General features: G+C 42.6%; 18 protein-coding genes. 12 read left to right on the top strand and 6 right to left on the bottom strand.

What is annotated here, in order from left to right:
- Positions 1-235: 235 nt before the first annotated feature.
- The 3 genes from dinB to mdtD form a co-directional block, all read right to left on the bottom strand.
- Complete coding sequence (dinB, locus tag AXW61_RS06280) at positions 236-1,297, bottom strand: DNA polymerase IV (protein WP_062033344.1); 1,062 nt, start codon at positions 1,295-1,297, stop codon at positions 236-238.
- 134 nt (positions 1,298-1,431) lie between these two features.
- Positions 1,432-2,145, bottom strand: a complete 714-nt coding sequence (locus AXW61_RS06275) for a GH25 family lysozyme (RefSeq protein WP_062033342.1) — start codon at positions 2,143-2,145, stop codon at positions 1,432-1,434.
- Between the two features lie 170 nt (positions 2,146-2,315).
- A complete protein-coding gene (gene mdtD / locus AXW61_RS06270) occupies positions 2,316-3,710 on the bottom strand; it encodes a multidrug transporter subunit MdtD (protein WP_062033339.1) in 1,395 nt (464 codons plus the stop codon).
- Between the two features lie 160 nt (positions 3,711-3,870).
- On the opposite strand from mdtD, the gene AXW61_RS06265 reads away from it, so the two are divergent.
- Both AXW61_RS06265 and AXW61_RS06260 read left to right on the top strand, forming a co-directional pair.
- Complete coding sequence (locus AXW61_RS06265; protein ID WP_062033336.1) at positions 3,871-5,778, top strand: choice-of-anchor I family protein; 1,908 nt, start codon at positions 3,871-3,873, stop codon at positions 5,776-5,778.
- A gap of 166 nt (positions 5,779-5,944) precedes the next feature.
- Positions 5,945-6,919, top strand: a complete 975-nt coding sequence (locus AXW61_RS06260) for a hypothetical protein (RefSeq protein WP_004692891.1) — start codon at positions 5,945-5,947, stop codon at positions 6,917-6,919.
- Between the two features lie 59 nt (positions 6,920-6,978).
- Here the strand turns inward: AXW61_RS06260 and AXW61_RS06255 are convergent, their stop codons facing one another.
- Complete coding sequence (locus AXW61_RS06255) at positions 6,979-7,599, bottom strand: TIGR00730 family Rossman fold protein (protein ID WP_004978527.1); 621 nt, start codon at positions 7,597-7,599, stop codon at positions 6,979-6,981.
- Between the two features lie 334 nt (positions 7,600-7,933).
- Between AXW61_RS06255 and AXW61_RS06250 the strand changes: the two genes are divergently transcribed.
- From AXW61_RS06250 to AXW61_RS06220, 6 genes are all read left to right on the top strand, one after another.
- A complete protein-coding gene (locus AXW61_RS06250) occupies positions 7,934-9,514 on the top strand; it encodes a TerC family protein (protein ID WP_062033334.1) in 1,581 nt (526 codons plus the stop codon).
- Positions 9,515-9,584: 70 nt separating this feature from the next.
- Positions 9,585-10,052 (top strand): YchJ family protein, encoded by a 468-nt coding sequence (locus AXW61_RS06245; protein WP_005401011.1) that lies wholly within the window; start codon positions 9,585-9,587, stop codon positions 10,050-10,052.
- A 59-nt stretch (positions 10,053-10,111) separates the two neighbouring features.
- Complete coding sequence (locus AXW61_RS06240) at positions 10,112-10,756, top strand: trimeric intracellular cation channel family protein (protein ID WP_062033332.1); 645 nt, start codon at positions 10,112-10,114, stop codon at positions 10,754-10,756.
- 103 nt (positions 10,757-10,859) lie between these two features.
- On the top strand, positions 10,860-12,179 hold the full coding sequence (locus tag AXW61_RS06235; RefSeq protein WP_062033329.1) for an MFS transporter: 1,320 nt from the start codon (positions 10,860-10,862) through the stop codon (positions 12,177-12,179).
- Positions 12,180-12,714: 535 nt separating this feature from the next.
- Positions 12,715-14,934: a DNA topoisomerase IV subunit A gene (parC, locus tag AXW61_RS06225; RefSeq protein ID WP_062033323.1), complete on the top strand. Its 2,220-nt coding sequence runs from the start codon at positions 12,715-12,717 to the stop codon at positions 14,932-14,934.
- A gap of 148 nt (positions 14,935-15,082) precedes the next feature.
- Positions 15,083-16,762, top strand: a complete 1,680-nt coding sequence (locus AXW61_RS06220; RefSeq protein WP_004692881.1) for an AMP-binding protein — start codon at positions 15,083-15,085, stop codon at positions 16,760-16,762.
- Positions 16,763-16,808: 46 nt separating this feature from the next.
- Here the strand turns inward: AXW61_RS06220 and AXW61_RS06215 are convergent, their stop codons facing one another.
- Complete coding sequence (locus tag AXW61_RS06215; RefSeq protein ID WP_062033321.1) at positions 16,809-17,189, bottom strand: hypothetical protein; 381 nt, start codon at positions 17,187-17,189, stop codon at positions 16,809-16,811.
- A gap of 107 nt (positions 17,190-17,296) precedes the next feature.
- Here AXW61_RS06215 and AXW61_RS06210 point away from each other — a divergent pair, with 107 nt between their 5' ends.
- Both AXW61_RS06210 and ppa read left to right on the top strand, forming a co-directional pair.
- A complete protein-coding gene (locus AXW61_RS06210) occupies positions 17,297-17,701 on the top strand; it encodes an MAPEG family protein (protein WP_005401007.1) in 405 nt (134 codons plus the stop codon).
- Positions 17,702-17,818: 117 nt separating this feature from the next.
- Entirely contained in the window at positions 17,819-18,343 is a 525-nt protein-coding gene (gene ppa / locus AXW61_RS06205) for an inorganic diphosphatase (RefSeq protein ID WP_062033318.1), read from the top strand.
- 102 nt (positions 18,344-18,445) lie between these two features.
- Here ppa and AXW61_RS06200 read toward each other — a convergent pair whose 3' ends face one another.
- Positions 18,446-19,759: an OprD family outer membrane porin gene (locus AXW61_RS06200; RefSeq protein WP_062033315.1), complete on the bottom strand. Its 1,314-nt coding sequence runs from the start codon at positions 19,757-19,759 to the stop codon at positions 18,446-18,448.
- Positions 19,760-20,218: 459 nt separating this feature from the next.
- Here AXW61_RS06200 and AXW61_RS06195 point away from each other — a divergent pair, with 459 nt between their 5' ends.
- Both AXW61_RS06195 and AXW61_RS06190 read left to right on the top strand, forming a co-directional pair.
- On the top strand, positions 20,219-20,989 hold the full coding sequence (locus tag AXW61_RS06195; RefSeq protein WP_062033314.1) for a TorF family putative porin: 771 nt from the start codon (positions 20,219-20,221) through the stop codon (positions 20,987-20,989).
- Positions 20,990-21,335: 346 nt separating this feature from the next.
- Positions 21,336-22,106: a TorF family putative porin gene (locus tag AXW61_RS06190; RefSeq protein WP_062033369.1), complete on the top strand. Its 771-nt coding sequence runs from the start codon at positions 21,336-21,338 to the stop codon at positions 22,104-22,106.
- The last annotated feature ends 6 nt before the right edge of the window (positions 22,107-22,112 follow it).

The raw sequence follows: 22,112 nt of genomic DNA, 5'->3' as shown, positions 1-22,112 counted from the left end.
ATGTGTTTTGAGGCAGGTATTTTACCCATGATAAATATCAGAGATGTCCTGTAATCTTCGGATTTGATCGTCACGCCAATCACAGGACGTATGCTAAAAGTAAAGGTAAGTTTTAGCATCTCAGCGGTTACATGGATAAATGCAGCGCGTCATTAGATTACTCTAAAAACACAGTTTGTGAATGCTAAATTGCATTATTTTTGTTCTTTTGGTTAAAAAGTGACTGATTGAGCATTCAGTCAGACCATAAAGAGAGCTGGGGTAAAGGCTCTTGAGTCGAAAGTGCATAGACCCCAACACCGATAAGACGAAATTGTTGATCCAGTGTGATTTGCATTTCTTTGAGTAAGATATCTAAGGTCATTTGCAGTTCAGTTTGATGCTTTAATGGCATTTTGAAGCTTTTACTGTGCTGTAGGGTTTGAAAGTTTTTCAGTTTCAGTTTGACGGTGACACCGCGGGCATACAGTTGCTTTTTCTCTAAGCTTTGCCAGACTTGTGCAATCAACTTGGGCCAAAATGGGAGACATTGTTCAAGGGTTAAGTCATCATCAAAAGTGGTTTCTTTTGAAATTTGCTGACGTTCTCTTTCCGCTTGTACAGGACGCTCATCAATCCCTTGTGCATATAGATAGAGCTGTTTGCCATACTTGCCAAAATGATGAATCAGGATATTTTCATCCACATGCTGTAAATCACCTAAAGTTTCAAGTTTGAGCGCATGTAATTTTTCTTGCATGACTTTACCGACTCCGGGGATTTTTTTAAGCGGCAAGTGCTGAATAAACTGCTGAACTTGTGAGGGTTTAATCACGCAGATACCATTGGGTTTATTCCAGTCCGACGCAACTTTGGCTAGAAACTTATTCGGTGCAACACCCGCAGAGGCGGTCAGTCCTGTGCTCTGAAAAATATCAGCACGGATGCGTTCAGCCACTTCTGTGGCGCTGGTCAGTTGTTGTAAATTTTCCGTCACATCTAAATAAGCTTCATCTAAGGAAAGCGGTTCAATGAGTGTGGTATAACGCTGAAAAATTGTATGAATTTGCTCCGAGACTGCACGATATTTAGAGAAATTAGGTTCAATCACCACCACTTGAGGGCAGCGTTTTTTGGCTTGAGTCATCGACATGGCAGAGCGGAGTCCGTAGCGACGTGCAGGGTAGGATGCGGCGGCAATGACAGCACGGGGATGGTGTGAAGAGATCACCACAGGTAAATGCTTTAAGTCGGGACGATCAAGTAACTCCACAGAGGCATAGAAGGCATCCATGTCGATGTGAATGATTTTTCGCATGCTGAATTTTAATATTGAAAGCTAAGTCAGTATTGCACTATTCAGATCGATTGCGTAGTTCTACATGCGGCATAAGCGACATAGTTTGACTTGGTATTTTAGTATTTGAACTTCAACGATGAGCTTGGAACTGCTTACTTGATTGGTAAGTTTTGCGGCAGTTGATAAAGTCCGTGGCGCTCTAAAAAGCTGATCCAATCTTGTTCTGAACCCTGAAATACATTGAGATCCACCAAGGTTGGTATGCCTTTGATTTGACCTTGGCTGGTGTGTTGCCAAAAGGTCCATTTCGGATTGCCTTTGAGCTCAGGCTTGCCCTGATATTCACGAATCCAAAGGGGAGTTTGTTTAAATTCATCGACCAAAACAATATTATAAAATGCTTTAGAAGTATAAAAAATGGGTTGCAAGCCATAGTGTTGATACAGTTGGTCGTGCATGACCTGAATTTCTTTGAGCAGCTGTTCTTTGGTATAAGTGTTGATACAGGTGTTGTCATATTCCAAATCAATCACAGGCGGCAAACTATCGGTTTTCTTCGGCACAGTTTCGATAAAGTTCTGCGCCTGAATCTGGCCATCACGGCATAAACGATAAAAATGATAAGCCCCGACCAAAAAGCCTTGTTCACGAGCTTTGAGCCAATTGTCCTGAAATTTACGGTCTTTGAAATCGCCGCCTTCAGTGGCTTTTAAATAGACGAATTTAAACTCTTGGGGAGAAATGGATTGCCATTGGATGTCACCCTGATGATGAGACACATCAAAGCCTTTTACCGGATACTCTTGGGCAGATGCGACATTGTTCTGCAAGAAAAAATAGGTGATCCCGAGTCCGATACATAGCATCACTACACAGGCAAGTATGTAATAGGGGTATGAGGTTTTTGACGACGTGGAAACTTTCTTTCTTGCGGACATGCTTTTGCAGGTATTGGTTTTTAGCTCATCATCATAGCTCGAATTTGCGGAACTGACCATGATGATTATGGTCAGTGAATGGCAGCACTTTGTATCTGTTATTCATCCACGGTATCTTTGGGGATATGCCAGAAAATAGCTGCGGTAATCAGGTTAATACAGCCCAATACAATTAAAGTGTTATGGAATGCCATGACGATGTGATCTGTACCCAAATATGCGGTAAAGACATTGACTAAAGTACCTGCCAAAGCCACGCCAATACTCATCGACACCATCATGATCATCGACAAGAAACTGTTGCCACTACTGGCATCTTGTTGCGGTAAATCTTTCAGCGTGAGGGTATTCATAGACACAAATTGCAGGGAGTTCAGCATACCAAAAACAAAGAAATGCAGCGCGCGCAGCCAAGTTGGGGTATCTGCGGTATTGAGGGCAAAACTGGCGATACATGCGCCGACCAATAAGGTGTTAACCAAAAGCACGTGGCGATAACCAAAGCGCTGAATCAAGTGACGAATGATGGGTTTGGATGCCAGTGAACCGAGCACGGTCGGAATCATTAAGAGTCCCGTCACAAAGGGTTCAAAACCGAAAGCCACTTGTAACATGAGTGGCATCAAAAAGGGCATAGCATTGCCACCGAGGCGAGCAAAGAAGTTACCTAAAATACCCACGGCATAAATGCGGTTACGAAACAGTTTACTGCGAAATAGCGCATTTTGATGGGTATGTGCATGATAGGCATACCAAAGCGCAGCTACTAAGCTCAGTACAATCAGCCCCATACTCCACCATAAAGTCAGGTGCGGACTGGCAAAATTTTCAATCCCTAGAGATAGTCCTGCCATGGTGATCACCAACAGGATAAAACCCCAAAAGTCAAAACGCGGTACATTCTGCTCGGTGACATTCGGCATGGCTTTAAAGCTAATCAGGACACCTAACAGTCCCATGGGGAGGTTAATCAGGAAAATCCAATGCCATGTACTGACTTCGACCAACCAGCCCCCGAGTGTTGGACCGATCAGTGGGCCAATCAGTCCCGCGAGACTCATTAAACTCATGGCTGATAAGAACTGCGTCCGTGGAATGACTTTGAGCATGGCTAAACGGCCAACAGGGAGTAATAATGCACCACCGATGCCTTGTAGCACGCGATAGAACAATAATTCATTTAAACTTTCAGAAAAGCCACAGCCCAGCGAGGCAAGGGTAAAAATGATAATGGCACTGAAATAGGTATTGCGCACTCCAAAACGGTCGGCGAGCCAGCCACTCAAGGGAATACAGGCAGCAACGGCAAGCACATAGGCCACCACCACGCTATGCATTTGGAGCGGGTCTTCATTCAGACTGGCTGCCATAGCCGGTAGAGCGGTATTCACAATGGTGGTATCTAAGCCTTGCATAAAAAAGCCAATCGAAACCAGAAGTACCAAAAGACGGTACTCAGGAGCGAGTGCTTGATGGGTCGGCGTTTGGTTCATAGATACAACAAAGTGAAATTTTTAAACAGTTTAGCTTAATTTAAGTTGGACTGTTGTTGCGAATGTGCATTTATCACATGCCATCAAATTGACATCTCTACGTCATGTGTTTGCAACGCGTGCGTCATACATTGGTCAAATTTGAATCGATATTTAGATCATGATGAATAAAACATATAGTGCTGTCTTTTTAGCATGCATGGGGTTGGGCTTAGTAGGATGTAATGACAGTGATGATGCGCAAACCATCACATCACCGCCTGTGGTAGAGGAAGCCACGCCGAATAGTATTGAACTGGTTCATCTTGCAAGTTATGAGTCGGGAATATTTGGACAGAGTGCAGCTGAAATCCCCGCCTATGATGCTGCGAGTAAGCGTCTGTTCGTGGTGAATGCACAAAAAGGCATGGTCGATGTTTTAGATTTCTCCCAACCAGCGCAGCCGACATATATCCAATCTTTGGATGCCAAAACTTATTTAGCCTATTCCGAAGTGAATAGTGTCGCGGTGCATAATGGCATCGTGGCACTGGCGGTTCAGGCTGAGGATAAAACCCTAACTGGTATTGTGGCTTTTTTTAAAGCACAGGATCTCTCTTTTATCAGTCAAGTCAACGTGGGGGCTTTGCCAGATATGTTGACCTTCACGCCTGATGGTCGAAAAGTACTGGTAGCGAATGAAGCGGAACCGAATGAGGGTTATCAAATTGATCCTGAGGGTTCGGTTAGTATTATTGATGTTTCTGACATTCAAAAACCAACAGCAAACATAGCAGGTTTCCAAGCATGGAATGACCGTAAACAAGAATTATTGGATGCAGGGATTCGTATTTTTGGTCCAGACATCAGCCAATACTCAAATGTCGCGACCGTAGGTATTCAAACCACCTCTGTAGCACAGGATTTGGAGCCTGAGTACATCGCGGTGAGTGCTGATGGAAAAAAAGCATGGGTCAGTTTGCAGGAAAATAATGCGATTGGGGTTTTAGACCTAGAAAAAAATCAATTTGTTGATCTTTTCCCGATGGGCTACAAAGACCATAGCTTGCCTGAAAATGCCTTAGATGGCAGTGACCGTGACTGTGCTATTGGTCAAGACTCGTTGGGGCGTAGTATTACAGAATGTGCAAAAGATGCTGGCATGATCAATATCCGCTCTTGGCCGGGACTATATGGCATGTATATGCCCGATGCCATTGCACAATATCAAGCCAAGGGTAAAACCTATTTGGTCACGGCCAATGAAGGGGATGCCCGTGAATGGTTAAAGGATGAAGCCAAATACTTTGAAGGCGCGGACTTAAATGCTGGTTATGCAGAAGAGATACGTATCAAACACTTGTTTAAAAAAGCAGGTTTTGATGCCAAAGGCGATTATGCAGCACATTTACGTCAGCTTGCACCGGGTGTGAAAGGGGCGAAATTAAACCCAGAGGTGTTTAAACCTTGTCAAACGGCTGACGCAACAGAAGTCTGTGCGGACAATTTAATTAAAGACGCACAAATTGGACGTTTGACCATTAGTTGGACTCAAGGTTATCAAAAAGATCCACTAACAGGTCTGCCGAAGTTGGATGAAAATGGTCGTCTGACGTATGACAAATTATATGCTTATGGTGGTCGTTCGGTAAGTATTGTCGACCCAGAAACCAAGCAGATTGTGTGGGATTCGGGCAGTGAGTTTGAGCGAAAAATTGCGGAGTTGTTTCCACATCAATTTAATAGCAATCATGAAGCATTTAAATTTGATGACCGTAGTGACAACAAAGGCCCTGAACCTGAAGGAGTGACTCTGGGTAAAATTGGTGAAAAGACCTTTGCCTTTATTGGACTTGAGCGTGCCAGTGGCATCATGGTCTATGACATTAGCAACCCGAATCAGGCTAAATTTGTTCAGTATCTGAACCATCGCAATACCAATGAAACCGAAGTCACGAAACAAGGTGACTTAGGCCCAGAAGGTTTGATTTTCATCGCGGCGAAGAATTCACCCAATGGTCGCCCGCTGTTGGTGGTGGGAAATGAAGTCAGTGGTAGTACAGCGGTTTATGAAGTCAAACTCAATTAAAAAAACTGAGTTTTGACTTCGAAAAAAGAGCACTGCGGTGTTCTTTTTTATGGCGCTACAAAAAATATATGACAAGGATGTCATGAAAATGAAATAAAACCGTCATAATCTTTGGCAAACGTCCAAGGGCACTGTCTTGGAATAAATTATTCAAAAGGTTGGTTTTATGACAATCGAAATTTTGATGGTGATAGGCTTCTGTTTAGCCGCTTATTCTATCGTCGGAAATGATGTGCCACAGACATTAGGTACGTTTATTTCATCCAATGCACATCGTCCATGGTGGGTGCTTTGGCTCTTTATCAGCACCATTTTGGTGGTGGTGTTGATTTATGGTTGGTATGCATCCGGTGTGGGGGATGCATCATATGGCCGTTTAGAAACGATCCCTTTTCCTGAGGGTGGGGTCACGTGGCTCTATATTGTGCCACCGATTTTACTGTTATTTTTAACCAAATACGGAATTCCCGTCAGTACCACTTTCTTGGTTTTAACCATTTTCTCGCCTGCAAGTTTAGGCTCGATGATGGTGAAATCGATGATGGGCTACGCGGTGGCCTTTGTGGTTGCGATTATTGTCTATCGTTTTGTGATGCGCCAAGTCGCGAAGTATTTTGCGAAAACCCGTAATCAAGAACCGTCGCATATTTGGATTGGGCTACAGTGGGTCTCTACGGCTTTTCTGTGGAGTCAGTGGCTGATTCAAGATTTGGCCAATATTTTCGTCTATGTACCCCGTCAAGTGCCGTTTTCATTTTTACTGTTTGCCATCACGGTCTTTGTGGTGTTGTTGGCGGTAATTTTGTACCAACGTGGTGGTGCGATTCAGAAGATTGTCGATACCAAAACAGGTGTTACCGATATTCGTGCAGCAACCATTATTGACTTTATGTATGCCCTGATTTTGTTGGTCTTCAAAGAGTGGAGTAACATTCCAATGAGTACCACATGGGTATTCTTAGGTTTACTTGCAGGTCGTGAGTTTGCAATGTCGATGATTTTTGATGAAGTGAACAAACATCGCACTTCGCGTAACGTCAGTAAAGATGCGATGAAATTGATGTTTGGTTTAGCCATGTCGGTGATTTTGGCGACCACACTGCCGTGGTTCTACAACTTTGTCACCCATTATGGGCAATAACCGCACATGTTAAAAAAGCGAGCTCTAGGCTCGCTTTTTTATGGCATTAAGAACAGGGTTTAAATGGCAAAGTGTGCTGGACTGCCGAGGTTGGCAATCGCTGAATAAATCTGTTCAGCATGGTTGCACACAATCAGTTTTGCGCGGTGCTGTGGCGGTAGAAAACCTTCTTCTACTGCATGATCCAACTGGGTAATCAGTGCGTCATAGAAACCATTGACGTTATAAATCATCATCGGTTTTTGATGTTGGTTCAGTTGTCCCCAGGTTGCCACTTCTAAAATTTCTTCAAAAGTGCCTAAACCGCCGGGTAGTGCGACAAAGGCGCTTGCGCGTTCGGCCATTAAGGCTTTGCGCTCATGCATGGTTTGTACAACATGTAATTCGGTCAGTTGGTGATGCGCAATTTCATAATCCAGCATAAATTCTGGAATGACGCCGACTGCTTCACCGCCGTGGCTAATCATGGCATCGGCCACTTGTCCCATGAGGCCAATGCTGGCCCCCCCATAAACCAGACCAAAACCCTGTTTAGCTAAACCTTGTGCCAGTGCAATCGCTTTTTCTTGATAAATCGGTTTATTGCCTGAACGAGAACCGCAATAAAGTGCGATCAGAGGTTGAGTGGTTTGAACATTTACTTCAGTGTTGAGAGAGGATATTTTTAATTCACTATTCATGGCGTATGTTTTTACCTTTTGCTTTATCTACTTTTTCTCTCTTAGTTTAAGCAAGAAATGTGACGGCAAGCTGTATTTAATCTAACAATCGGGTAATAATTTGTTAAATCTTTTAAAACAGGCGCTTTTGAAAAAAAGATGAATTTCATGTAGATCTTGCCTATACTTATTTCCTGTTTTACAACACAAGAACGAACATGGGTAGTGGTAGTTGTCGCTCAAGACATCTTCAGTTTTCCGAAAAAAAATTACAGCCATTGGTGCTGAATCTTCCTTTTCATCCGCTTAAGTTGCGTTATGCACCATATATTTCCCCTCGACAGGAGCAGATCACATGATATTTGAATGGATGTCTGATCCTTCTGCGTGGGTGGGGTTACTCACCTTAGTGGTGCTGGAAATTGTGCTGGGGATTGATAACTTGGTTTTTATTGCGATTTTGGCGGAGAAACTTCCACCAGAACAACGTAATACGGCCCGTGTTGTTGGTTTGATCCTTGCGCTCTTAATGCGTTTGGTGCTGTTGGCCTCAATTGCTTGGGTGGTGACACTGACCGAGCCGCTGTTCCATATCTTCGACCATCCCTTCTCAGGACGGGATTTGATTCTTCTGTTTGGTGGGGTGTTCTTATTGTTTAAAGGCACCATGGAACTGCATGAACGTATTGACGCCAAAGTGGTTCAGAAAGAAGAAAGTCCAGCCAATGCTGTGTTTTGGATGGTGATCGTTCAGATTGTGGTATTGGATGCTGTGTTTTCCTTAGACTCGGTGATTACCGCAGTCGGTATGGTTAAGCACCTGTCTGTGATGATGATTGCGGTGGTTATCGCCGTGGGCATTATGCTGTGGGCATCGAAAGCCTTGATGGAATTTGTCAACAAACATCCGACCGTGGTGATTTTGTGTCTCGGCTTCTTGATGATGATCGGTTTCTCATTGATTGTAGAAGGCTTTGGTTTCCATATTCCAAAAGGCTATTTATATGCCGCGATTGGTTTCTCGGTAATTGTTGAATTCATCAACCAAACCATGCGCCGTAATCAAGAAAAAATGGTCACTACCACAGACCTTCGCTATAAAACTGCATCTGCGGTGCTGCGAATGTTGGGCGGTAAAAGTAGTGATCATACCTCTGAGCCTGAAGATGTCCTGGCAACTCGCGCTTATGCGGATGAAGTGTTTGATCCTGAAAATGGGGTCTATCATAGTGTCTTGGTACAAGGGGTGCTGGGTTTGTCTGAACGTCCAGTGAAGTCCGTGATGACCCCACGTCCAGAGTTGGAGTGGATTGATTTAGAGGATGAAGAAGCCTCAATCAAATCACAACTACTCAGTATTACGCATTCACGTTTAATCGTGGCACGGGGCGAGTTAGACAACATCGCAGGTGTGGTGCTGACCCATAAAGTTTTGAATGAATATATCGAAACCGGTGTCCTCGATTTTGATAAACATTTACGTGAACCTGTGATTGTGCATGAAAATGCGCAAGTCCTGATGGTGATGGAACAATTGCGTCAAGCACCGTTGCAAATGGCTTTGGTCTTGAACGAATACGGCTCGATTGAAGGGATTGCCACGCCGATTGACGTATTAGAGGCGATTGCAGGGGAGTTCCCCGATGAAGATGCTGAAGATAATGTGGCTGAAAGCTTAGAAGATGGTAGCTTGATGCTCGATGGTTCAACCGATATTCGCCATGTGTCGTTATTGTTGGATCGTGATTTGGTCGACGAGTCTGATCAGTACTCAACCTTGTCAGGCTATATCCTCTTTCATTTAGGTCGTTTACCCGAAAATGGCTCTAGCCTTGAAGCAGATGGTTGTATTTTTGAAGTGGTGACGATGGATGGGCACAAAATTGAAAAAGTGCATGTGATTCCCAAGTCGGATCTGCACAAGGAATCCTCTTAAAACAAACCTTAATCTGGTTTGAACAGGTTAAAATAGCTCGCAATGTCGAGCTATTTTTTATGGAAAAATCATGAGTAATGTTGAGTGTCCGTGTGGACAGGGCGAATATAAGCAGTGCTGTCAGCCATTACACTTGGGACAAAGCCGTGCGCAGAGTGCTACTCAACTTATGCGCTCACGTTATAGTGCTTTTGCCAAACAGCAAATCGATTACATTGTGCAAACCACAGCGTTGGGGCAGCAACAGGCTCTAGATGTTGCAGCAATAGCGGAGTGGAGTCGAAGCAACCAATGGTTGAAGTTAGACGTCGTACAGGCCAATGAAAAACTCGATAAAAACCATGCCATGGTCGAATTCAAAGCCTATTATCATGATGGCACATCGCCACAGATACATCATGAAATTTCACATTTTGTGAAACATGCAGAAGCATGGTATTTTTTAGATCCAACCACTGAAATGCATATCACCATGAAACAAGCGTGCATCTGCGGTTCAGGGAAAAAATTTAAACAATGTTGTGCACAATTTTTATAATTTTAAGCAAATTTGGCTTAGAATAGCGCGCATCAATTAGCCTATATGGAATCCAGGCGATGTTACTCACTATTATTTATATTATAGCGATCACAGCAGAGGCAATGACAGGTGCACTGTCGGCGGGTCGGCGTAGTATGGATTGGTTTGGTGTGGTGATTATTGCTTGTGTCACAGCGCTGGGCGGCGGTTCTGTCCGCGATGTGTTATTGGGACATTATCCGCTGACTTGGGTCAAGCATCCTGAATATTTGATGCTGACCTGTTTTGCCGCTTTTATGACGATTTTGATTGCCAAGTGGATGCGCCATTTACGTAATATCTTCTTGGTGCTCGATGCTCTGGGCCTGATCGGTTTTACCATCATCGGCTGTCAAATTGCCTTAGAAATGGGACATGGTTTTGTGGTGTCTGCGGTCGCAGGAGTTCTGACAGGGGTATCGGGCGGTATCTTACGTGATATTTTGTGTAATGACGTCCCTTTGGTCTTCCGCCGTGAACTGTATGCCAGTATTTCTTTTGTCGCGGTGATTTTCTATTGGGGCTGCATTCAGCTCGGTTTATCACTTGAGCTGACCGTGATTTCGACTTTGATCTTTGGTTTTAGCTTACGTCTAATTGCGATTTACTTTGGCTTAGAAATGCCAAAATTCATTTATCAAGACGATGATGAGCAATCTGCTTCCTCGAAAGATGTCAGCTAAAATAGCAGTGATTTGACTGCCTTATTTGTATAAAAAAAGCACATAATGATAAAGCCTGTTGAGAAAGCAGCCTGCTATCTTTTCCCGCTTTAGAGGCCGAGCTATGGATTTAGTTTCTCGCATACAACGCTTACCGATCGGTAAATTTCACTACACCTTGTTGTGGGTCATTGGCTTGGGCTGGATGTTCGATGCCATGGACACGGGGCTGATTTCTTTTATTTTGGCAAAAATGGCCGAAGATTGGCACATGAGCCCAACCGAGAAAGGTTGGGTGGTCTCCATTGGCTTTGTCGGAATGGCGATTGGTGCGGTGTGCTCAGGTGGTCTGGCCGACCGCATCGGACGTAAAACAGTTTTTGCCGCGACCCTCGTGATTTACAGTTTAGCGACGGCAGCCTGTGCCTTTGCCCCGAACTTAACGTGGTTGTTGGTGTTTCGTTTTATTGTGGGTTTAGGCTTAGGTGGACAGTTGCCAGTAGCGGTGACCTTGGTCAGTGAATACATTCCTGCGCAAGTGCGTGGGCGTTTTATCGTGCTGCTAGAAAGTTTTTGGGGCTTAGGTTGGCTCTGCGCTGCATTGGTGGCGTATTTTGTGATTCCAAAGTTTGGCTGGCATATGGCCTTCTTAATCGGTGGGATTCCTGCACTATATGCCATTGTAATTTGGTTCAAAGTGCCTGAGTCAATTCCTTATCTCATCAACCGTGGTCGCATTGTGGAAGCCCATGCTTTAGTGCAGCAGATTGAACGTCAATGCGGTGTGGAAGTCGTTGAACATATCATCGTTAAACCAGTGGCAGAGAAAAAGACCGTGTCTTTTACCCAGCTCTGGTCGGGGGCATTTGCGCGTAGAACCTTGATGTTATGGTTGATTTGGTTTGGTATTGTCTACTCGTATTATGGCATTTTTACATGGTTACCCAGTTTGCTGGTGAAGCAGGGGTATAGCATTGTTCAGTCTTTTGAATATGTCTTGGTGATGATTTTGGCACAGCTTCCGGGCTATGTGGCCGCAGCATGGCTGGTCGAAAAGCTGGGACGCAAAGCAACCTTGGCAGGTTTTATTGGTATGTGTGCAGTTTCAGCGTATTTCTTTGGTCAAGCTGACACTGTGAGCATGATCATGTTCTGGGGCTGTCTGATGTCATTCTTTAACCTTGGCGCATGGGGGGTGTTGTATACCTATACCCCAGAACAATATCCAACCAATATCCGGGCTTTTGGTTCGGGCTGGGCATCGGCCATTGGTCGTATGGGTGGTATTGTCGCGCCGATGGTGGTGACACATATGATGGTACAGAGTAATGGATTTAGTGCGATCTTTATGATGTTTACCGCAGTATTGCTTGCGGTTGCAGCGGTAATTTTAATTTTGGGTGAAGAGACCAAAGGCAAAACATTGGAAGAAATTGGACTGTAATTTAGTCCGCACTGAAGATTGAGCGTCAGATGTGCTGAGACTCGCAGTCTTCAGTAAAGATCAAGATAAAATCTAGATGATGGATCTGAAAATAACCGATAATAAGATCCTACTCAGCAATAAAAAATTGAATCTGCTCGACCAACATGTGGCCTCTCAAAGCTGCATTTTGATAAAAGTTAGCCCCGTGCATGATGAGACCTTTTAAATAATCACTGCTTGATTGATGTGATCTACCCAATTGGTTGTGTCGCATTTTGGGCGAGGATGCCCCGATTTTTTGTCGACCGTATCGATCAAGTTGAGTGGGCTGAAGTTGCTTGATTGTTTTCATTGACGAGCAGAGATGAACACAGGAACCGAACTTCAAAATAATTAGTTGCTCATTTTAAAAAAAATGGATAATTTTACGACACTAGGAACATCTAAAGACGCAATTTGTCGTAGTGGTGTACGCTTTCACTTGTATAGGCAGAGCCTGCGACATAGCATAAGAACTTAAACAAAAAACGATTAATTAGGATGACAGGTTGTTATGACGAACCTTGCGCATCAAGCGACAGAAAACCGTTCCGTAGCAGAATTTACTGAACAAGCATATCTCAATTACGCCATGTACGTGATCATGGATCGTGCCTTACCGCATATCAGCGATGGTTTAAAACCTGTACAACGCCGTATTGTGTATGCCATGAGTGAATTGGGGCTGAAACACAGCGGTAAACCCAAAAAATCTGCGCGTACCGTCGGTGATGTGCTCGGTAAGTATCACCCGCATGGTGATTCGGCCTGCTATGAAGCGATGGTGCTGATGGCGCAGCCTTTTAGTTATCGTTATCCGTTTATTGAGGGTCAAGGTAACTGGGGTTCTCCCGATGATCCGAAATCATTCGCGGCGATGCGTTATACCGAAGCCAAATTATCTCAGTATAGTGAAGTGCTTTTGTCTGAACTGGGACAGGGGACTTGTGACTGGCAGGATAACTTTGATGGTTCGATGAAAGAGCCTGTGACTTTACCTGCACGTATTCCGAATATTTTGTTAAATGGCACCACAGGCATTGCGGTTGGTATGGCTACGGACATTCCACCACACAACCTGCGTGAAGTCGTAAAAGGCACCATTGCCTTAATTCGCAATCCAAATTTAAGCGATGAAAAAGTTGCAGAATATATTCCTGCACCCGATTTGCCAACCAAAGCAGAAATTATTACGCCACCTGAAGAGCTGTTAAAAATTCAAAGCACAGGGCGTGGTAGTTATCGTATGCGTTCGGTGTATCGCATCGAAAAAAATGAAATTGTGATCACGGACTTGCCTTATCAAGTGTCAGGCTCGAAAGTTATTTCGCAAATTGCAGATCAAATGCAGGCGAAAAAACTGCCTTTGGTGAGCGATGTACGAGATGAATCAGATCATCAAAACCCAACCCGTTTAGTAATCGTACTGCGCTCAAATCGGATTGATGCTGAAGCGGTGATGAGTCACCTTTTTGCCACCACCGATCTTGAGTCGAGCTATCGGGTCAATATGAACATGATTGGTGCGGATGGTCGTCCACAAGTGAAATCGATTCGTCGTATTTTGCTGGAGTGGATTGAAATTCGAAAGGAAACCGTCACCCGTCGTCTGCAATATCACCTGAATAAAATTGAAAAACGCTTACATATTTTGGGCGGTTTGATTATTGCCTATTTAAATATTGATGAAGTGATTCGTATTATTCGTGAAGAAGAACAGCCTAAAGCGGAGTTGATGTCACGTTTTAATATTGATGATATTCAGGCTGAAGCCATTTTAGAACTCAAGTTACGTCATTTGGCTCGACTTGAAGAAATGGAAATGCGCCGTGAGCAAGAAGAGTTAGAAGCCAAAGCTGCACTGATTCGTGAACAGTTGGCCAATCCTGAGTCTTTAAAAGCTTTGATCATCAATGAACTCAAAGATGATGCAAAAAAATACGGCGATGACCGTCGTTCACCAATCGTGCATCGTGCAGAAGCGACGGCGATGAGTGAGCAAGACTTCATGCCTGCTGATCCTGTGACCGTGGTCTTGTCTGAAGCGGGGTGGATTCGTTCAGCCAAAGGTCATGAAGTTGATGCCGAAAACCTGAACTTCCGTGCAGGCGATCAATACCTCAGTAATGCGCAAGGCAAATCGAATCAGCGCGTGTATGTGCTGGATGAGTCAGGGCGTAGTTATGCACTAGCCATTAATAGCCTACCTTCCGCGCGTGGTCTAGGCGAACCGTTGAGTTCAAAATTGTCTCCAGCCAGTGGTATCGGTTTTAAACAAGTCTTCATTGCTGATGATGAAGCCGAAGTCATAGCGCTAAGTAGCAAAGGGTATGGTTTTAAAACACAGGCAAAACAGTTAGATACCAATGCAAAAGCAGGGAAAGCCTTCCTTACTTTACCTGAAAAAGCCACAGTTATGCCGTTAACCAGTGTTGATCAGGCCACCCATTTGGCGTTACTGACCTCAACGGGTCGTTTGTTGATTTTAGAGTTGTCAGAGTTGCCTGTTTTGAATAAAGGTAAAGGTAATAAATTGATACAACTTGAAGAGAAAGATCAAATTGTATTCATGACAAGATTAACGCTAGATGAAATACTGCAAGTCGTTGCAGGACAGCAGCAATTAAAATTGAAGGGTGATGACTTGCAAAAATACATAGGCAAAAGAGCATCAAAAGGCCAGTTATTACCACGTGGTTATCAAAAAGCAAATAAACTGTTAGTTCAGAGATAAAACTAGCATCCATTGATCAAAATACGTTATATATGGTATGTATGCGGGAAATGGATGCAGTATTAAGCAACACAAGTTAAATAAAGAGCGCTTAATATTGAGAACAATAGTTGAAATTTAAGGATTACTGATAGGAGAATCGGGCGATATGGAAAAAATTTGGTTCGCAGAATACCAAAAAACGGGGATTCCAGAGACTGTAGAATTGCCACCAGAAAACACGTCATTAGTAGATGTTTTTGAACGAAATTTCCAAAAATTTGGCTCTCGTGATGCTTTTATCTTTATGGATAAAGTGCTTACTTTTAGTGAGTTAGAAGAAGCAAGCCGTAAATTTGCAACGTATTTACAAAGTTTGGGTCTAGCAAAAGGCTCACGTGTCGCTGTGATGATGCCGAACGTTCTTCAGTATCCTATCGTTGCTTTGGGTGTATTCCGTGCAGGTTTAGTACTGGTTAACGTCAATCCACTGTATACCGCGCGTGAACTTGAACATCAGTTAAATGACTCGGGTTCAGAAGTTTTAGTGATCATCGAAAACTTTGCCTCTGTTTATCAAGCGATTAATGGTAAAACCCCAGTTAAACATGTTGTGATTGCCTCTGTAGGTGACATGTTGGGTGCATTAAAAGGCACACTGGTGAACTTTGTATTACGTTCTGTGCGTAAGCAAATTCCAGCATGGAATATTCCTGGCCATATTCGCTTTAATGCGGCAATGTCGAAAGTTAGTGCGAGTAACTATAAGCGCCCGAACTTAACATTAAGTGACACAGCAGTGCTTCAGTATACTGGCGGCACTACAGGGGTATCTAAAGGTGCAGAACTGACGCATCGCAACCTTGTGGCGAACATGTTGCAGTGTGACGGTATTTTCCAAAGTAAATTTGGTGCACAAGATGGTCAGCCTGATGACCGCATTTTCTGTGCCTTACCGCTATATCATATTTTTGCGTTCATGGTCTGTGCGATGTACGGTATGTACAAAGGTCAAGCCAACGTTTTGATTCCAAACCCGCGTGACTTACCTGCGGTGATGAAAGAATTACGTAAATATCAACCATCATTCTTCCCAGCAGTGAATACTTTATTCAATGCCTTGGTGAACAATGAAGAGTTTAAGCAACTCGACCACAGCAAATTAAAAATGGCAATGGGTGGTGGTATGGCAGTTCTTCCTTCTACAGCTGAAGCGTGGAAGCGAATTACTGGAACCAACATTATCGAAGGTTACGGTCTATCTGAAACTTCACCAGTTGCAACGGCAAATCCACCTGCATCTGAAGAGTTCAGTGGCACCATTGGTATTCCATTGCCATTAACTGAAGTTGCGATTTTGGATGATGATGGGAAGGAAGTTGCACTGGGCGAACAAGGTGAGATTTCAATCCGTGGTCCACAAGTGATGCGTGGCTATTGGAACCGTCCAGATGAAACGGCTAAAGTGATGACTGAAGATGGTTTCTTCCGTACAGGTGATATTGGTGTCATGGACCCTCGCGGCTATGTGAAAATTGTAGACCGTAAGAAAGACATGATTTTGGTGTCAGGCTTTAACGTTTACCCTTCAGAAATCGAAGAAGTGGTTTCAAAGCATCCTAAAGTATTGGAAGTAGCTGCCATTGGTGTACCTGATGAAAAATCAGGTGAAGTACCAAAACTGTTTGTAGTGAAGAAAGATCCATCTTTAACCACAGAAGAAGTCTTGGCCTTTGCGAAAGAGAACTTAACGGGTTACAAACGTCCGCGTTATGTTGAATTCTTAGATGAGTTACCGAAATCAAACGTAGGTAAAATCCTACGTAAAGATTTACGTAAAACAGCTTAAGTTCAAATAAAAAAAGCGCCATCAGGCGCTTTTTTTATGTTCGCATTTAATTCTTCATTAACCAGCGATCAATATAGGGACGGCCAATGCCCAAGATGCCAACAAAGGTCAGCATCGTACCGCACTGACGACTAAAGGCTGGGAAAGCAAAACTACCAAAACTCAGGATATTATCGATCAGACAATAGACGGTCACTGCAAGCAACCAAGACCATAGGTTTTGACGTTTAATCCCGACCATCCAAAATGCAATAATCAGCATGACCAGTGTGCCAAGAGTCGAACCAATATTCATATTGGCACAAATGACCGCCAATAAAAATGCAGTAACGGGAAGCACAATCTTTAAAACACGATCCACTTGGCGTTGATGTTGACGCTGAATTTCGAGCACGTCGAACATTTCTTTTTGATCAGGGCTAGCCATGCTGGAGTCTCATCGGGAAATTATAAAAACACTATAATTTAACCAAATTTATCCTCGGAATGCCATGCTATGATAGCCGTCGAAATGATCTTGATGAGAAAAAACCAATGCAAAGCATTAGCGGGATTATTTATCTCATTTTAATTGCTTGTTTACTGCCTTACGTATTTACAATCATTGCTAAAAAAACAGCAGGATTTCGCGCCAAAGATAATCAACATCCGCGTGAATTTCTAGCCAAGACGACTGGTCTGGCTGCACGTGCCAATGCTGCACAGCAAAATAGCTTTGAGAGTTTACCCTTATTTATTGCAGCCATTTTAATGGCTGAATATATGGTGATTCCGCAAGTGGTCACCATGACTTTTGGTATTGCCTATCTTGTCTTTCGTGTGGTGTATGGGATTTGCTATTTGGCCAACTGGTCGACGCTTCGATCGATCGTTTGGCTGTTGTCACTACTGTGTCCTATTTGTTTATTATTGTTGGTCATTCGACTGACGATGGGCTAAGTGCGAAACATACATATTTTCACCCAGTGGATGTATAATCGCAGAAATATTTTTTTCTCAAAAACCGTTATAATCGATGCGGTTTTTAAAAGATTTAACTTGTTAAAGAGTGATGTTATGAGCTACAGCAATATCCCTGCGGGTAAAGATGCACCGAACGATATCTACGTGATCATCGAAATCCCTGCAAATGCAGCACCAATCAAATATGAAATTGATAAAGATTCGGATGCACTTTTTGTAGATCGTTTCATGGGTACAGCAATGTTCTACCCAGCGAACTATGGTTATGTACCAAACACCTTGTCTGAAGATGGTGATCCATTAGATGTACTTGTTGTAACGCCGCATCCAGTTGAACCAGGCTCAGTAATTCGTTGCCGTCCTGTGGGTAAATTGAACATGGAAGATGACGGTGGTATCGATGCGAAATTGATCGCAGTTCCACATGACAAGTTAACGCCAATTTATAAAGACGTGAAAGAATATACCGATCTTCCAGCTTTATTGATTCAACAAGTTGAACACTTCTTCGCGCACTATAAAGACTTAGAGCCAGGAAAGTGGGTTAAATTAACTGGTTGGGAAGGTTCTGAAGTTGCTAAGCAAGAAGTGCTTAAAGCAATCGAAGCAGCAAAATAATTCTGTCTATGAAGCCTCGATTGAACTGTGTTTGATTGTAGGCTTCAATAAAAAACCTGCACAATATGCAGGTTTTTTATTAGATTAGCTTTTCCATAGAAATTAGAAGAATTTCACAGGAATGTCTAACCAAACACGCCATTCGTTGGTGTCACCAATGTATGCATTTGTTTGATATTCATCACTTGCACGGTAGTACGAATGACGTAAACGTAAGCTCGCATCTTTAGCAAAACCAGATTGAACTGTATATTTCACTTGGTTAAAGAATTCATGCTCTTGCGCATCATTCGTCATATCTTTGACTTTGATATCCCAACCGTATACAAATGCAGTTGTCCAGTTTAGACCTGGTAATATACCTAATTTACCAAAATCAAGACTGTACTGGATTTGGGCAGATTTTTCATCGTTACCAATAAAGTCAGAAAGGTATGAGTTTGGAAGGTATATACTTTGGAAGCCATCAGCATTTTGACCATAGTCATAACCAACATTACCACTGTTTTGTTGGTATGCAACCATGATGTTATGTGCGCCAGTATTATAAGCTGTAGAAAGAGCCCAAATATCATTCTTACGATCTGATAAGTTATCAGTGGTTTGTGAATAAGTATTTGCTGCTTCATCAAACTTAGTATGATAAGCACTTAAATCGTAAGTTAATGAACTGTCATTCGCTAAAGGCTGTTTAAAGTTCACATTTACATAATGACGTTCAAGAGCATTTTTGCTGTCTAAGCCATAATAAGATGCATTTAAATTGTCATCAAATTTGTACTTAGCTCCCCAAACAATTGCACGATCAAGACCATTGCCATTGACGTCAGCATCGGTTTTGATTTGATCAGACATTTGGTTCTTAGTAAATTTACCAGCAACAATTTCAAGATTCTTGATTTCGTGGCTAGTTAATAAAGTACCTGTAAAATATTCAGGAACCATACGTCCAGTATTACTTGCAAGAACAGGTAAATCGAGTACTTGAGTACCATAACGCACTTCAGTATTTGAAATACGCGCTTTGACGATACCGCCACCACGAGCCCAGTGGTCATAAGCATCAACATGGCCATTTGAATCTTTTGCACCATTGTTGTGCAATGGAATCATTTGGTTGCCAGCATGGTTATTTTCGCCTAATTTGAACGAACCATCACCAACTACGCCTAAACCAAACCCAACGATACCTTGAGTATAACCAGACTCAATTTTAACCATCGCGGTTTGAGCTGCTGAACTTGTATCAGCTACGCCATTTTTCTTGTCACGACTTAAATAACCAGTACGGAATAACACTGATCCTTCAGCGTCCTCAACGAAACCTTTAGATTCACTTTGCTCACTCGCAAAAGCTGTTGATATAAGTGCAGTTTGTACTAAAACTGCTAATGCTAATTTTTTTGTGTTTTGCATTGGGGAGCGAACCTTATACAAATTGGATGGAAAGAGAACAGCAATTGTATAAGTAATCGATGAAAAATTGTCATTTTTATTTAATATATTCAACTAAAGTAATGCATTTTTTTGTAAGTGATATGTTTGAAATATTTTTATTTTGGTTAAAATATTCGGTTTACTAAAATAAATCTTTATAAAACATCAAATTATTTTTCTCTTCCTCATTCTGTTTTTTGCTATGTATTGCAGAATATAATATATAGATTGTGAGGTCATTTTAGCTTATGAATCAAAGTGTTCAGTCATTTCTAGTCGTCTGTAATCGGTTCAGAATAACCCATAGCCAGATTGGCAAACGATGAATTACACAGCAGTTGCCTAGATAAAATTGACCTATTGTTAAAAAATAGCTTTAGAATTTATAGGTATTGAATCAGTAAGTGATTCATGTCTAAAGAAATTTTGAGAGCTTAAATGCATAAGAATTCACATAAAATTGCACTATTTTTAATTTTTTTCACTGGCAGTATGTCGGCCAACGCAAGTGAGCCCCAGCAACAAAGTTCAGAAGGCGGACTTAGTGGAAGCCTTGCTGTGCTCAGTCAGTATATTTATCGTGGGGGTATTGAAAATGATCAGCCTACCCTACAAGCAGGGCTTGAATATGAACATGCATCTGGTCTATATGCTGGTTATTGGGCTTCAACACTGAATTATGATGCAGCAGATGTCAGCAAAGATCACGGTGTTGAGCATGACTTTTATATGGGTTATGCAGGCACACTCAGTCCAGATTTAAGCTATCGCTCACATATTGTGACTTATTTATATAATGATGGCGGCTCGGTCTATAATGAAGATCGCACAGAACGCCGAAGTACGACTGGAGCGGAATTTGTAAATAGTTTGAGCTATAAAGACTTTGATGTAGGCGTCACAGTGGCTTTAGTGGATGTGAGCTATGCCAATGCAGGTGATACCTATTTAAGCCTTGCACATCATTATGCCCTTCCACAAAACTTTCAACTCAATAGTTCACTTGGTGCATCGATTTATCGGCAGCAGGATGATGCCATACTCACTACAGAGAAGAACTTTACTGTTAATGAAGTTCGCTTAGGCCTGAGTAGACCCTTTGCAGAAACAGGGATCGAGATGTCTGCGGATTATATTTATGGTGTACATAATCGTATGGGCGAGGATTTAGAGGACCATCTGGTGCTGGGTTTAACTTACAACTTCTAAATGTTGCAGATATGAAAAGTGCATCCAGATCGGTTGGGGATGCACTTTTTTTATGCACTTAAAAACGTACGTTCCAAAGATGAGTCTCAAAATAGCGCATATTGTAAACAATTATGTTTGCTTGATGGGCTTGGCTTCAATTCACCGCGAAGATGTTTAACGATCAAGCTGAGGGTGAGCTCAATTTTTTATATTTTATATAATTTTAATAAAAACAATCATTTGTAATGATTTTGTAAAGAGCGTATCTGATATTGAGTTGAATGTGGCATAGCTATTGCTACTACCTACATGAGTTTATCGAAATAACCAAAAAACGTCGGATACGATGTGGGGGAATCAAACAATGAAATTTGCACTTAAAGCATTATCTTTAGCTGTGGTGGCTTCAGCTTCTACATTCACTTTCGCAGATGACGAGCCAGCATTACCGTTTGGTTTCTCTTTTAGTGGAAGTGCTGCTCTAACAACTGACTATCGTTTCCGTGGTTTAACTCAAACCCAAAATGATCCAGCGGTACAAGCGGGCTTTACTTTGGCACATGACTCAGGCTTGTATTTGGGTCTTTGGGGTTCAAATGTTGATTTTGGTGAAGGTTCACCGAGCTTAGAGCTCGATCCATCGATTGGTTTTGCAACAACATTAGAAAGCTTTGCCAGCAAGCCAGTGCTTGATGTGGGTATGGTGTACTACAACTATCCAAGTGCAGATGATCTGAACTGGTTAGAATTTTATGGCAAATTAACTTTCGGGAGTGTCTTTACTGAAGGAGACAGTCTACTGACCAATGTGAACTATACCAATGACTATGTTGCAGCAGATACAGACAGCTGGAACATCAATGCTGGGTATGCAATTCCATTTGGTTCAACGGGCTTTGGTGGCGTTGCGAATGTGGGTTATACCGTGGTCAGTGATGAAGATAAATATTCATTTGGTGATGATGACAATTATGTCGATTGGAAAGTGGGTGTGACCTATGCATTCCAGTCTATTCCTGGTGCAACAGCAGAATTGGCAGCAGTAGGAACCAATATTGATACTGATGATATGAATCATGCGACAGCACGTGGTGTAGAAACAGGTGCCGTATTTACTTTAACTAAAACTTTCTAAGTTTTA

It is taken from the genome of Acinetobacter sp. BMW17 (assembly GCF_001592855.1).
Lineage (GTDB): Bacteria > Pseudomonadota > Gammaproteobacteria > Pseudomonadales > Moraxellaceae > Acinetobacter > Acinetobacter johnsonii.
Note: the sequence above shows the minus strand (reverse complement) of the source record. Positions and strands in the feature narration are given on the sequence as shown.